Genomic DNA, 12,213 nt, shown 5'->3' on the forward strand with positions numbered 1-12,213 from the left:
TTGTTCGTCCGAAGAAACGTCACACCCCTGGCGTCGGCATTCCTGTCCGTGGTCCTGCTGACCGCTGGCTGCGCGGGCCAGGACCACGCCAAGTCGAGTCCCGGGAAACCCTCTTCCTCCGACACCCCCCACGGCTACGTCGAGGGGGCCACGGAGGCCGCCGAGCAGCAGTCCCGGCTCCTTCTCAACGACCCTGGCACCGGCGACACCCGCGTACTCGACCTGACCACCGGCAGGACGCACGACAGCACACGCAAAACAGGTGTCACCGAACTCACCACGGATGGCCGGTTCGGCTACTTCCACGGCGCGGAGGGCACCCGCATCCTCGACGGCGGTGCGTGGATGGTCGACCACGGAGACCATGTGCACTACTACAGCGCGAGGACCAAGGAGGTGGGTGCACTCCCGGGGGGCACCGGCACGAGCATCCGCAGCGACACGGGCGTGACAGTGGTCACGGGAGCGGACGGCACGGCGCGTCTGCACACCCGTGCGGATCTGGAAAAGGGCACCCTGGGTGCCCCCGACCAGCTTCCGGGCGTGCACGCCGGGGCCGTCGTACCGTACGCGGAGCACCTGATCACCCTCACACGGGAGGACGGCGCTCCCTCGAAGGTCGTCGTGCTCGACCGGTCGGGCAAGCGCGTCGCCACCCCGGAGCTCGAGTGCGAGGACCCTGAGGGTGACGCGGTCACCCGCCGGGGGATCGTCCTCGGCTGCGCCGACGGTGCCCTGCTCGTCCACGAGGACGACGGCTCCTTCACCGCTGAGAGGATCGCGTACGGCGACGATGTACCGAAGGCCGAACGGGCCACGGAGTTCCGGCACCGGCCGGGCAGTACGACGCTCACAGCACCTGCGGGCAAGGACGCCGTCTGGGTCCTGGACGTCACCCGGCGTGCCTGGAACCGGGTGGAGACCGGGTCCGTGGTCGCCGCCAACACCGCCGGTGAGGGCTCGCCGCTCGTGGTCCTGGAGACCGACGGGGCCCTGCACGGCTATGACATAGCCACCGGCGAGGAGACCGCGGTCACCGAACGTCTGCTGACGGACGTCCCCGACACCGCCGCCGCGACACCGGTGATCGAGGTCGACCGGAGCCGGGCCTACCTCAACGATCCCGCAGGCAAGCGCGTGTACGAGATCGACTACAACGACAACCTCCGTGTCGCCCGCACGTTCGACCTGGACGTCCGGCCGTCCCTGATGGTGGAGACGGGCCTGTGAGCGCGGGTGTACGAGCGGCGCGCGGGCGCGCCCTGCTGCTGTCCCTGGTCACCTGTTTCACCGCCGCCGCCGGGGCCGGTTGCGCGGGGGACGACGAACGGCCCCAGGTCGTGGTGACGACCAACATCCTCGGTGACATCACCCGGGAACTTGTCGGGGACCAGGCGGACGTCAGCGTCCTGATGAAGCCCGACGCCGACCCCCACTCATTCGGCCTCTCGGCCGTACAGGCCGCCGAGCTGGAGAATGCGGACCTGGTCGTCTACAACGGCCTGGGGCTGGAGGAGAACGTACTGCGGCACGTGGCGGCGGCCCGCGAATCGGGCGTGGCCACCTTCGCAGCCGGCGAGGCGGCCGATCCCCTCACCTTCCATCCCGGCGACGAGGGCGGACCCGACGACGGGGCCGGCGAGCCGGACCCGCACTTCTGGACCGACCCCGATCGGGTGCGCAAGGCGGCCGGCTTGATCGCCGCCCGGGTCGTGGAACACGTCGACGGCGTGAACGAGAAGGTGATCCGGGACAACGCCGCACGGTACGACGATCAACTCGCCGACCTCGCCACCTGGATGGAACAGTCCTTCGCGGACATCCCCAAGGCCCGCCGCGCCCTGGTGACCAATCACCATGTATTCGGGTACCTGGCCGACCGCTTCGACTTCCGCGTGATCGGCGCGGTCATACCCAGCGGCACCACACTCGCCTCCCCCAGCTCCTCCGACCTGCGCTCCCTCACCCAGGCCATGGAGAAGGCCGACGTGCGCACCGTCTTCGCCGACACATCTCAGCCCACCCGGCTGGCCGAGGTCCTGCGCCAGGAGATGGGCGGCGACGTGGACGTCGTCCCGCTGTACTCCGAGTCGCTGACCGAGAAGGGCCAGGGGGCCGGCACCTACCTGGAAATGATGCGTGCCAACACCTCGGCGACGACCGAGGCCCTGACGGGTGACTGACCAGCTTCCCTCGATGGCCGGCGCGCCGATCGCCGGCCGCTCCATCACACAACCCCGTGCCCCCAGGGCCGGAGAGGACGAACACACGATGAACAGGTCGACACGCGCCAGAACGCTCACAGGCACTGCCCTCGCCCTGACGGCGTCGATGGCACTGACCGCCTGCGGCAACAGCGACGACGGCGCTTCCGCTGCCGGGCCGAGGCAAGCGAAGAGCAGTGAGGCCACCGCGGTGAAGAACCCGCTGGTCGCCTCCTACGACGGGGGTCTGTACGTCCTCGACGGCGAGACACTGAAGCTGGCGAAAACCGTCGAGCTGCCCGGGTTCAACCGGGTCAACCCGGCGGGCGACGAGGATCACGTCATCATCTCGACCGACCAGGGATTCCGCGTGTTCGACGCGGCCCGGCAGACTTTCACGAACGTCGAGTTCAAGGGTTCGAAGCCCGGTCACGTCGTGCGGCACGGCGACCGGACGGTCCTGTTCACCGACGGTACGGGCGAGGTGAACGCCTTCGACCCCGAAGACCTGGCCGGCGGGAAGCAGCCGCAAGGCCGGAGCTACACCTCCGCCGAGCCCCACCACGGCGTCGCCATCGAACTGGCCGGCCGTGAACTCGTCAGCACCCTGGGCACGGAGGAGAAGCGCACCGGCGCCCTCGTCCTGGACAAGAACAACAAGGAGATCGCACGCGCCGAGAACTGCCCAGGTGTCCACGGCGAGGCCGCTGCCAAGGGCGAGGTGGTCGGTTTCGGCTGTGAAGACGGTGTACTGCTCTACAAGGACGGCGCGTTCGTCAAGGTCGACGCCCCCGACGACTACGCCCGGACCGGCAATCAGGCCGGCAGCGACGCCTCCCCGATCCTCCTGGGTGACTACAAGACCGACCCGGACGCGGAACTGGAGCGGCCGACCCGCATATCGCTGATCGACACCCGCACGGCGAAGATGAAACTGGTCGACCTCGGCACCAGTTACTCCTTCCGCTCACTCGCCCGTGGCCCGCACGGCGAAGCCCTCGTGCTCGGCACCAACGGTGTTCTCCATGTCATCGACCCGGAGACCGGAAAAGTGCAGCGGAAGATCGAAGCGGTGGGCGACTGGACGGAACCCCTGGACTGGCAGCAGCCCAGGCCCACCCTGTTCGTCCGTGACCACACGGCGTACGTCTCCGAACCGGGCAAGCGCCAACTGCACGCCTTCGACCTTGACTCGGGTGAGAAGCTGACCTCCGCGACGCTGCCGAAGAGCACCAACGAACTGTCCGGGACTGTTGACGGTCACTGACCGGTCCCCTGCCTGCACTCACCGCGGGGCGCCCGCCGGTCCAGGACCGGCGGGCGCCCCGTGCTGCCGTCACCCGGCGCTACCTGGGGGCCGCTTCCTCGATGGGATCCAGGTGCGGGAGTACCACTCCCCCCGCCGCGTCCGCCAGCCCATCAGGACCCATCACGCGATGGTCCATCAGTCAAGGTCGTGCGGACGGCACGCTCCGGTCCGAAGGACGGGTGACCACCTTGATGTTGAACATGTGACCTCCCACGCCGCCCGCGATGCCCATGAAGAGCAGGGCGAAGTGCTCCTGTCCACGAGCGGTCGTGATGCCACCGATGTCGAGCTGGGATGACGGAGGCCAGCCGAGGTCGGTGAGCAGTCGACCGGTGGTCCGTTTGGCATCGGCGTCGTCGCCGGAGAGGAAGACGGTACTCGGACCGTCGAGACCGTCCGGGGCGGTCATCACGGTGGAGTCCATGGTGCAGAGCGTCTTGACGACCGGGGTCAGGGGGAAGGCCTCCTGGATCTGTTCACTCAGACTGCTGTTGGGATGCGAGAGCTCGGTGAAGTCGTCGGACAGGCCGACCCCGATGTCGATCAACAGGGTGCCGGCCAGCGCCGGCGCCCCGATGGAACGCAGCAGTTCCACGGAGACGGCCCCCGGGGTGGCGTTGACCAGTACCTCGGCGTGGGCGGCTGTCTCGCTCAGCCCTGCCACGGGGAGTCCGAGATCCGTTCGATCCTCAGGTCGGCGTGAGCCGAGGAGCACGTCGTGTCCTGCCGTACTCCAGCCCCGGGCCAGTGCTCGGGCGACGTTTCCGGTACCAAGAAGTCCTATGCGCATGGTGTGACGCTAGCCGTGGTCAGGACTCGGCGAATCGGACCGTAGACCCGGGTGCACCGGTACCAACGACGTAAGCCTGTGGCCGCCCACCGGCTACGACCGGCCGAGTTCTCCCTGTGCGGCCGTCACGCTCGCCCCGTCGGATCGGTTTCGCGGTATGCCGCCCGGGACGGTGAGGCCGGCGGCACCCCTGGCCCGGTCCAGTTGACCGAGACGACAGCGACGGCCGACCAGGGCGCCGAAGGGAGGAAGCCGGCTCTTGCCCCGCTCCGGGGGGCTGTGGGGACGCGCCGCAGCGGGACCTCGAGGTCCTGTTCTTCGCCGGGCCGGGCAGGAGTTCCCCGCGGGGAGCACGGTTCTGCTCGACCCGCACGGGCACAACCACGATGCGCAGTTGTGGCTCAAGCTCTTCCTTGCTCCGGAAGCCACTCGGCTCGGTCACGTCACCCGGCAGACCGGCCGACGGCGGCAGGAAGGCGCCGCCGGGCCGAGGGACCGTGCAGGGGCACAGACGTCAGGGGGCGCAATTGCCTTCCCCCGAGGCAGGCGCGTGATCGCTCGCCGACGGGGCGTGTGCGGCGCTCGGATCGGTGCGCAGGTGTGGAGCGGCTGCCGACGAGGAACCCTGCCGCCGGTACCGCGCGGGAGATGGTCTCTGTCCTCATCCCCCGCGCGGTACCGCCCGTCAACCGACCTGGACTTCCGTGCTGCTGCCGGACGGCAGGTGCAGTGCGTCACCGTCGAAGGTGGCGGTGTACGTGGCATGGCCCTGCCCCACCGGTCTGTCGGTGAAGGTGAAGACGCCCTCCCCGTCGATGGTGACGGAAGGCAGGGCGGTCGCCTTGGCCGCTCCCGGATCGAGACGACTGATCCTGATGACCGTGCCTGCCTTGAGCGGCAGGTCGGAGCGGAGCCGCCCGCTGAAGGACAGTACCCCCGGCCCCGACCAGGAGGGGATGTACAGGGCCAGCTCGCTGGCCGCCTTGCCCGGCGTCGTCAGCACGCGCAGGCTGATGGGCGCGCCCTCGTGACCTTCCTGGGTGACCGCAAAGACACGGCTGGCGTCCGGAGCCCAGCCGAGGCCTCCGGGCAGGAGCAGCGGGGACGAAGCACCCGACGCGAACTCGAAGACTCCGTGCGAGACGCGGGTGCCGGGCTTGTACATGAACACGTCTGAGCCGTAGACACTGTCCACCCCTGCGGCGACCGCCCCGTCGGACGCGATGGCGACCGAGGTGGGGTAGGGGGCCGACGGGTACTGTCCGGCGTCGGCGAGGTCCGCGGTGCGGAGCACCTGGTGATAGTACGGAGATCCGCTGGCCAGGACGATGTTCTTCCCGTCCGGCGTGAAGGCCAGGTCCGACAGCGTGTCCGTGTAACCACTGGGGTTCCAGCGGTGGGCCTTCTGCCGTGCTGTTCCTGTGCGGACGTCGTACACCACGATCGGGGTGGGGCTACCGATCTCCTGTCCCGCCACCACCGTGCCGTCGTCAGCGGGGGACACATGGAGCGAGGGCGCGGAGTACCAGAGGTTGAGGGCGGCATGGCCGAGCTTGACGGTCGGCTTCGCCGTCGCCAGATCGATGGAGCCGATGTTGCCGGCGCCCAGGCCGCCGTAACCGAACCAGAGCCGTTTTCCGCTGACGACGACGGAGCTCGGACCCGTCCCTGCACCTGTCGCGTACCGCGTGGTGACCCTGTGGGTCGTGGTGCTGATGGCGGCGACGGCGTCCGCACCGGGGAGCGCCGCGTACAGGGTGGTGGCGTCGGGTGTCAGGGCGAGCTTCGCCGCCCCCGGCAGGCCGGTGATCTGCTGAAGCACCTTGCCCTGGAAGTCGGTGACGACGACCGCGCCGCGTCCGGGATCGCTGAGGAAGAGCTTTCCGTGTGTCCCGTCCACCACGAGGTCGTCGTAGTCCTTCAGCGGCAGCGTCACCGCCTTGGGTTGCGCGGTGGCGGTGAGGACGCTCGCCCCGGGTGAGTCCACCGGCTCGGCTGCGACGGCCGACGGCGCCATGAGAGTCACCGCGAGAGCCGGCAGGACAAGAGGCGTTATGCGCCTGCACGTCCGGCGCGCACGTCTGACCACCGAACGTAACGGCATCGATCGATGCGTGAGCATGAATCCCCCAAGCGTGTGAGTACGTGCCCCTCCGAAGTTTTCAGGTCGCGGAGGTGGCAGCGGCGGGGTGCCGAGGGGCAACCCTGGCGCCTTCTACCCCCCTCGATCTCACTGATTCCTCGCGAAGCCTGTCGGCCCGGCCCGGGCAGCCGGCCCGCGGAGGCATCCGCGGGTTCAGTCAGTTCTGCCAGGTGCGCAGTTGTTGAGTGACGCTCGTGTCAGCGCGCGCCCATCACCCTCGGACTCTGATCGACCCCTGTCCGGCTGCGGCCGGACTGACCTGCCCGGGAACACCGAGCCACGCTCACGGCCCAGCCCGCGCGCGTGTTGCCGGGGTATCGAGGTCGGCCTGTGGAACGGTGAGCTGGCTTCAGCCCACACACCCACACAGGCGGAGGTGCTCCCTTCATGGGACACGGCGGAAACGTGATCGCGGAACTCACTACCGACCACCGCGAGGTCGACGAGCTGTTCGGAAGGATCGAGGCCCAGCCGGTGGGTGATCAGGAACGGCGGAAACTGGCCGACGAACTGACCATCGAGTTGGTGCGCCACTCCGTCGCCGAGGAGATGCACCTGTACCCGGCGGTGCGCGAGTACGTCGAAGGCGGGGACGGAATCGCCGACAAGGAGCTCTCCGACCACGCGGCGGTGGAGCGGCACCTCAAGGACCTGGAGGGCGTGGCGGCGGACGACCCGCAGTTCAACGACCTGGTGGCGAAGCTGAAGTTCGAGGTGAGCGAGCACGTCCGCGACGAGGAGGGACGCCTTTTCCCCCTGCTCGCGGCGGCCTGCACCCCGGAGGCACTGGACGAGTTGGGGGACAAGGTCCGCGCGGCGAAGAAGTCGGCTCCCACCAGGCCACACCCCTCCTCACCCGACACCCCGCCCGGCAACAAGCTGCTGGGCCCGGGCGCCGGACTCGTGGACAGAGCCCGCGACCTGCTGACCGGTCGTGGGAAGAGCTGAGTGACAGTCGAAGACCCCGTCGAACGACTACCGTCGCCAACCCCCACACCGGCTGTGAGGTGGGCTGCCCCACTCCTTCGCCCGCTTCACCGGGCGACAGCTCATTCGGTCCGCCGGGAGTGGGGCGAGGCCGTGCGCAGTACGCGCAAGATCAGAACGGCCCCCGGCTCGACGCACCCGCTCAGTCACTTCGATAGGTGTGTACCGCCATCGCGAAGCCCCAGCCGCCGCGCTACCCCTGGCCGTGTGAGAGGTGGACGACGTTGCGAACCCAGGCTTCCCGGGTGGCCAGCTGCTCGGTTGTGAGGCGGTCGGTTGGTCATGAGCTCGACGGCGGGCCGGGACAGGATCCGCTCCGTGCCGTGCATTCCGTGGTTGAGCAGCATCCGGAAGTAGGCGCGGTAGTCGTCGGCAGTCGAGTCGAACCCGCCGCCGCCCGACTGGAACACCGGAGGTCGGCTTTGATGTCCCTGTGCGGCAGGGCCCTCCACCGTGAACCCTGGGTACGCGCCGATCATCGGGGAGTCCAACGCAGTCGTGTACAGCCCGAGCCCGCTGATGGAGGGGAGAAGCAGCGAGACGGGGTGATCGGCCAGGGCGAGGACGCTGCCGCACCGGCAGGTGACCACCCCCTGCTGGTGCACCGTCCGGATCCCTGACCGCGCCGACTGTTCCTCGGGTGACCAGGTGCCCTGTATCCGCCCTGTGCTCATACGGTTAGGCTGGCCTTGCCTGGCGCGTGGACCCGGGCGTGTGGGTTCGCATTCCGATGCCACAGGCAGGGACCCGGCGGACGGAACAGACAAGGGCAGGGTGCAGGTGAAAGACGGTGACCGTGCTCGTGCGCGTCGTGCGCCCTGTGGGGCGGGAGCGCTCACGAGGGTGACGGGAAGCGCGGGTCATGGGCCGACACGCAGGGCGGGGCGACGTGGATAGGGTCGCGGTCGCGGCCGGAGCGCTGTACGCCATCGTCCTGCTCCGAGCCGGAGGGACGTTCGCCGTCGGGTGGCTTGCCGGAGCGGGTGCCCGGCGCAGCAGGTTCGCCGGGCGGATCTCCTCGGCGAAGTTCCGGCGTGCCGAGCGGGCGATCCAGCGGTGGGGCGCGCCTGTCGTGGCCGTCTCGTTCTTGACCGTCGGTTTCCAGACCGCCGCCAACTTCCTCGCGGGCAGCATGCGCATGCCGCTGCCGCGTTACCTTCCCGCCCTGTTCGTGGGCGGAGCGGCCTGGGCGCTGATCTACGCGACTGTGGGGCTCGGCGTACTCGAGGTTCTGGGAAAGCTCTTCGCCGAGTGGACGGCCTTCGGGGTCTCCGCCGTGGTCGTCCTCGTCCTCGGCGTGTGCGGGGTGGTGGTGTACCGCAGAGCGAAGGCGGCCCCGTCCTCCGGGGACACTGCCACCGACAGGTCGTGAGCTTGCCCGTGCTCACGGACAACGGGCCGAGGCCGAAGCGGGCCGTGACCGTGTAGGACCGGTGGTATATCCACATGGGAGAATTGGTGCCTGACGCGGGACCACGCGGCGTCGGAGCGGCGTTGGACGGCTCACCAGGTGCGTGAGCTGGAGCGTTGAAGCGTCCATGAGTGCTTCGTCCTCACCTGTTCCGCCGCCGCCTCTCCTCCTGCTCCTGCCTACACCTCGTGCAGGAAGCGCGCGTGGTCTCGGCGGCTACGGGTTCCCCTTCCTCCTCTCGTCCCCGCACCGGGTACACGCGGACGCGCCCTCGCTCGCGCGCCAGCACGGCGAGCCGATCGCTCCCACACGTCCGGATCACGTCACGACTACAGCACCACCGCGGGCCCGGCGCCGCACATGCCGCACCATGTTCCTACTCGTGTCCAGCCAGGGGGGACCATGCGCATCCGCACCATGACCGCGGCCACCGCGGCGATACTTACCGTCACCATCGTCGGCTGCGGCAGCGGTAAGAGCGGCGAGAGCAAAGCCGACACCGCCAACAGCACCGTAGCCGCGGGGCCGAACGCCTCGGACGGCACCGGCGCCGAGAAGGCCGGCATCCCGCCGGAGCCCACCGGCGCCGAGCGCGACGCCGTCCTCGCGGCCATCCGTGACGTCAACGCGCATCTCACCCGTGACGAGGACAAGGCCCTCGACGCGGCCCGCAACCAGTGCTCGTCCCTTGACGGCGGCGCGACGAATCCAGACCGGACTGCCGCACAACGGTTCTCCTACGACGGCGTCACGCTGACCGATGACGACGGAAGCCACCTCAACACCGGGCTGCGCAGGACGCTCTGCCCCGAGTCCTGATCGGACAGCTACTCCGGCCCGGCCGCGACCGAACGCGGCCGGGCCGCACCATGCCGGGGGCGGGGACGACACCGCCGTGCGGCCAAGTCACCGGCCCTGAATCCCGGTGTTCACCAGTCGGCCCCGGCCGCTACCGGGAGATGATCGCTGCCGGTCTCCGGCGGGAGCCACGAGCTCTTCGGCTCCACCTGCCCGAGTAGGGCACCGTGTGGGTCCTCTCCAGCGTTCGCCCCGAGAGTGTGCTGATCACGGTCGAAAATACCGGCGAGCAGCTCACCTCGCAGTTGGTCTCGACGCTCGCCGAGCCCTTCCAGCGCGGCACCGAGCGCCTTCACACCGTGCGTCGAACACGCGCGGCGACATCATCAGCCCGATGCTCCGTCGCCAGGACGCAACCCCGGCCGCCCGGAGTGCGCGGCGACCTCATCAGCCGCCGCACCCGGTCCGCCGGCGCGGACCGGCTCCCTGGCATCAAGGGGGCCGCTGCTCCCGCTCGCGCAGACCTCCACGTGGGAGCCTTCGAAGTCCAGCACCACCGGGCTTTCGGCGCACCAGTCTCCGCCCGCGGCGAAGCGCACCAGCGCGCACTCCGTCGCCCGCCTACCGGCTGGCGTCACCAGACGCGTCTCGTGAGCCCGCCGCACCACCTCGATCCCGACCAGAACCACTCCGTCCCGGCCGTCAGGTCCGGACTTGCACGAACCTGTACCGGCCGGGGAGGCCACCCGTACCGGACGTGGCGGTGGTCACCAGCAAGGGGTGCCGTCGTCCTCGCGCCAGGACACGTCCGTGACGGACATGGGCACGGTGAAGTAACTGCCCTGACCCCGGCTGACGCACGTCGTGTGGACGGTCCCGTGCCCCGCGTCCTGGGCGACGAAGTACGTCATCGTGACGTCCCGGGAGGTGTTGTTGTAGAAGATGTGGCCGCGAGCGCTGCCGGACCATTCGCCCTCGGTCGCCAGCGACGGAGGCGTATCGGTGTCTCCGTACCAGAATTCGGGCCAGACACAGAACGTGTTCTGGGGGCAGTTGCCGGGAGCCCATGCCGAAGCGCTGGGCGCCGCGACCATGACTCCGAGGAAGGCCGCGGGTACTGCGGCAAGGGCTATGGTCCTCAGGCGCATAGAGAGTCCATTCGTGAGACGTCACGGTCACGCTAACCGGGACGATGTTGAAAGATCAAGTGTCAGGTCTCCGACATGTTGCTGCCCCCGCAGGGGAAGGGAGGGCGGGTGCGTCGCGCACTGTGCGACCTGACCGGAGGTCAGGTGGAGGCGGCCCGGTTACCACGGGCCCTGACGGTGGTGCCGCTGCGGATGCCGGCCGGCCGACTACGCAAGCTCGCCGGGTGGCGGTGCCCGGCAGCTGGAGCGCGGCACGCGACAACCCGGTGACGTCGGCTATCACCCCCGGAATACTGGATGCCCATGGATGAGGTCGCAGTCGTCGTCGCCCAGCCGAGCGTGCGACTCTCCGCGTCGGAGACGTGTTCTTGGAGGTGGACGCCGATCAGGCGCGCATGGACGTCGAGATCGAGGCGATGTCCCTCGCACCGATCCCGACCCCGGAGGTCCTGTGGCGCAAGCCGCCGGTACTGGCGATCGCCGCGCTTCCGGGGACGTCGCTCGGGCGCCTCGGCGGGCCGCCGACCGGGTCACCTGGGGCGTGGGCAGCGGCGGGTGCTGCCATCCGGAAGCTGCACGAAGCTCCCCTGCCACCCCTGCCCGGCCGGGCAGGCCGGAGCGTCGTCGCGCTGACGGCCCCCGGCGCTTCGTAGCGCGGCGTGCGCACCGCGGGGGCAGCGTCGCGTCAGAGCCTGTCTCACGGTGGGGGTGCGGGTCAGACGATGGCGAGCGTGCTCACGCCATCCAACTGCGTCAGGCCTGCTGAAGTGAGGCAGGGGGTGAGGTTGGTCAGGTCCGGGATGATGGCGACGGTTACGTTGACCAGATGACCGGCGTAGCGACCGCTTTGCACCGTGCCTACGGACGTGTATATCTGGGTCAGCCCTGCGGCGCTGATGTCGATGCCCGTGACCCTGACGGTGGACTGCTGCGTACTGCCGTCGACGAGGCGCCAGACCAGCGTGGCGGTTGCGGTGCTCGGGAACGCAATGCACGTTGCGTTGGGAACGGTGCTGCCCTCGCTGTAGGTTACCGAGGTGACACCGTCGTTCACCGGGCAGGAGCCGTAGGAGCCGGTCGCCGTGTACGTAACGGTCTGCGGAACGAGCTGCTTCAACCCGGGGCTGTACGTGGTGAGTTGCTGACCCACGCAGGTGATCGGAGGAGCGGCTGATGCCGTCCCGGCCCACAGAGGTATGGAGAGCAGGGCCGCGAGGGCGGCAACGGCTAATCTGCTGAACCGGTTTTTCATAGGGTCTTCCTTCCGCCGTTCTGGTGGGCGCAGGAGCGCCCACACCGTGTCGGCCGGCAGTACCGGCTTCACCAGCCAGCCGGACGGCACTGAGTGCAATGCATGGCAGTCGCAGAACGCGCCGGCCACACCCGGGATGTGAGCGCGTGTCACCGTCTGCCCGGGGCAGGT

Annotated in this window: 10 protein-coding genes and 2 pseudogenes; 7 read left to right on the forward strand and 5 right to left on the reverse strand. The window is 69.3% G+C overall.

Annotated features, from left to right (window positions below; translation table 11 throughout):
* The 3 genes from ACHFIV_RS12940 (at position 1) to aztD (ending at position 3,471) form a co-directional block, all read left to right on the forward strand.
* Complete coding sequence (locus ACHFIV_RS12940; RefSeq protein ID WP_398967149.1) at positions 1-1,230, forward strand: hypothetical protein; 1,230 nt, start codon at positions 1-3, stop codon at positions 1,228-1,230.
* Positions 1,227-2,183, forward strand: coding sequence for a zinc ABC transporter substrate-binding protein AztC (aztC, locus tag ACHFIV_RS12945; RefSeq protein ID WP_398967152.1), 957 nt, complete (start codon positions 1,227-1,229; stop codon positions 2,181-2,183). The genes ACHFIV_RS12940 and aztC overlap by 4 nt, the downstream gene beginning before the upstream one ends.
* A gap of 88 nt (positions 2,184-2,271) precedes the next feature.
* The gene (gene aztD / locus ACHFIV_RS12950) at positions 2,272-3,471 is read left to right on the forward strand and encodes a zinc metallochaperone AztD (RefSeq protein ID WP_398967154.1); all 1,200 of its coding nucleotides are present in this window, start codon (positions 2,272-2,274) and stop codon (positions 3,469-3,471) included.
* A 181-nt stretch (positions 3,472-3,652) separates the two neighbouring features.
* Here aztD and ACHFIV_RS12955 read toward each other — a convergent pair whose 3' ends face one another.
* Together ACHFIV_RS12955 and ACHFIV_RS12960 are read right to left on the reverse strand one after the other, a co-directional pair.
* Positions 3,653-4,303 carry an NADPH-dependent F420 reductase gene (locus tag ACHFIV_RS12955; protein ID WP_398967156.1) on the reverse strand — a complete coding sequence of 217 codons (651 nt, stop codon included), beginning with the start codon at positions 4,301-4,303 and terminating at the stop codon, positions 3,653-3,655.
* Between the two features lie 685 nt (positions 4,304-4,988).
* A complete protein-coding gene (locus ACHFIV_RS12960) occupies positions 4,989-6,320 on the reverse strand; it encodes a YncE family protein (protein WP_398967159.1) in 1,332 nt (443 codons plus the stop codon).
* 513 nt (positions 6,321-6,833) lie between these two features.
* Here ACHFIV_RS12960 and ACHFIV_RS12965 point away from each other — a divergent pair.
* Positions 6,834-7,394, forward strand: a complete 561-nt coding sequence (locus ACHFIV_RS12965; RefSeq protein WP_398967161.1) for a hemerythrin domain-containing protein — start codon at positions 6,834-6,836, stop codon at positions 7,392-7,394.
* 235 nt (positions 7,395-7,629) lie between these two features.
* On the opposite strand, the pseudogene ACHFIV_RS12970 reads toward ACHFIV_RS12965, so the two are convergent.
* Positions 7,630-7,891, reverse strand: a pseudogene (locus ACHFIV_RS12970) (serine hydrolase); the annotation flags it as partial.
* Between the two features lie 431 nt (positions 7,892-8,322).
* Here ACHFIV_RS12970 and ACHFIV_RS12975 point away from each other — a divergent pair.
* Together ACHFIV_RS12975 and ACHFIV_RS12980 are read left to right on the forward strand one after the other, a co-directional pair.
* Complete coding sequence (locus ACHFIV_RS12975; protein ID WP_398967164.1) at positions 8,323-8,805, forward strand: DedA family protein; 483 nt, start codon at positions 8,323-8,325, stop codon at positions 8,803-8,805.
* A 441-nt stretch (positions 8,806-9,246) separates the two neighbouring features.
* Positions 9,247-9,663, forward strand: a complete 417-nt coding sequence (locus ACHFIV_RS12980; protein WP_398967167.1) for a hypothetical protein — start codon at positions 9,247-9,249, stop codon at positions 9,661-9,663.
* Positions 9,664-10,409: 746 nt separating this feature from the next.
* On the opposite strand, the gene ACHFIV_RS12985 is transcribed toward ACHFIV_RS12980, so the two are convergent.
* Positions 10,410-10,790 (reverse strand): hypothetical protein, encoded by a 381-nt coding sequence (locus tag ACHFIV_RS12985; RefSeq protein ID WP_398967169.1) that lies wholly within the window; start codon positions 10,788-10,790, stop codon positions 10,410-10,412.
* A gap of 303 nt (positions 10,791-11,093) precedes the next feature.
* Between ACHFIV_RS12985 and ACHFIV_RS12990 the strand changes: the two are divergent.
* Positions 11,094-11,428, forward strand: a pseudogene (locus ACHFIV_RS12990) (aminoglycoside phosphotransferase family protein); the annotation flags it as partial.
* 77 nt (positions 11,429-11,505) lie between these two features.
* Here ACHFIV_RS12990 and ACHFIV_RS12995 read toward each other — a convergent pair.
* Positions 11,506-12,171 carry a hypothetical protein gene (locus ACHFIV_RS12995; RefSeq protein WP_398967172.1) on the reverse strand — a complete coding sequence of 222 codons (666 nt, stop codon included), beginning with the start codon at positions 12,169-12,171 and terminating at the stop codon, positions 11,506-11,508.
* Positions 12,172-12,213 lie beyond the last annotated feature (42 nt).

Source organism: Streptomyces sp. ALB3, from assembly GCF_044385685.1.
Taxonomy (GTDB): domain Bacteria; phylum Actinomycetota; class Actinomycetes; order Streptomycetales; family Streptomycetaceae; genus Streptomyces.

What these genes read in the sequence shown, in the direction of transcription:
- ACHFIV_RS12965 (WP_398967161.1), top strand. Translation starts at nt 6,834, where the DNA reads ATGGGACACGGCGGAAACGTGATCGCGGAACTCACTACCGACCACCGC.
- aztD (WP_398967154.1), top strand. Translation starts at nt 2,272, where the DNA reads ATGAACAGGTCGACACGCGCCAGAACGCTCACAGGCACTGCCCTCGCC.
- ACHFIV_RS12960 (WP_398967159.1), bottom strand. Translation starts at nt 6,320, where the DNA reads ATGGCGCCGTCGGCCGTCGCAGCCGAGCCGGTGGACTCACCCGGGGCG.
- ACHFIV_RS12985 (WP_398967169.1), bottom strand. Translation starts at nt 10,790, where the DNA reads ATGCGCCTGAGGACCATAGCCCTTGCCGCAGTACCCGCGGCCTTCCTC.
- ACHFIV_RS12980 (WP_398967167.1), top strand. Translation starts at nt 9,247, where the DNA reads ATGCGCATCCGCACCATGACCGCGGCCACCGCGGCGATACTTACCGTC.
- ACHFIV_RS12955 (WP_398967156.1), bottom strand. Translation starts at nt 4,303, where the DNA reads ATGCGCATAGGACTTCTTGGTACCGGAAACGTCGCCCGAGCACTGGCC.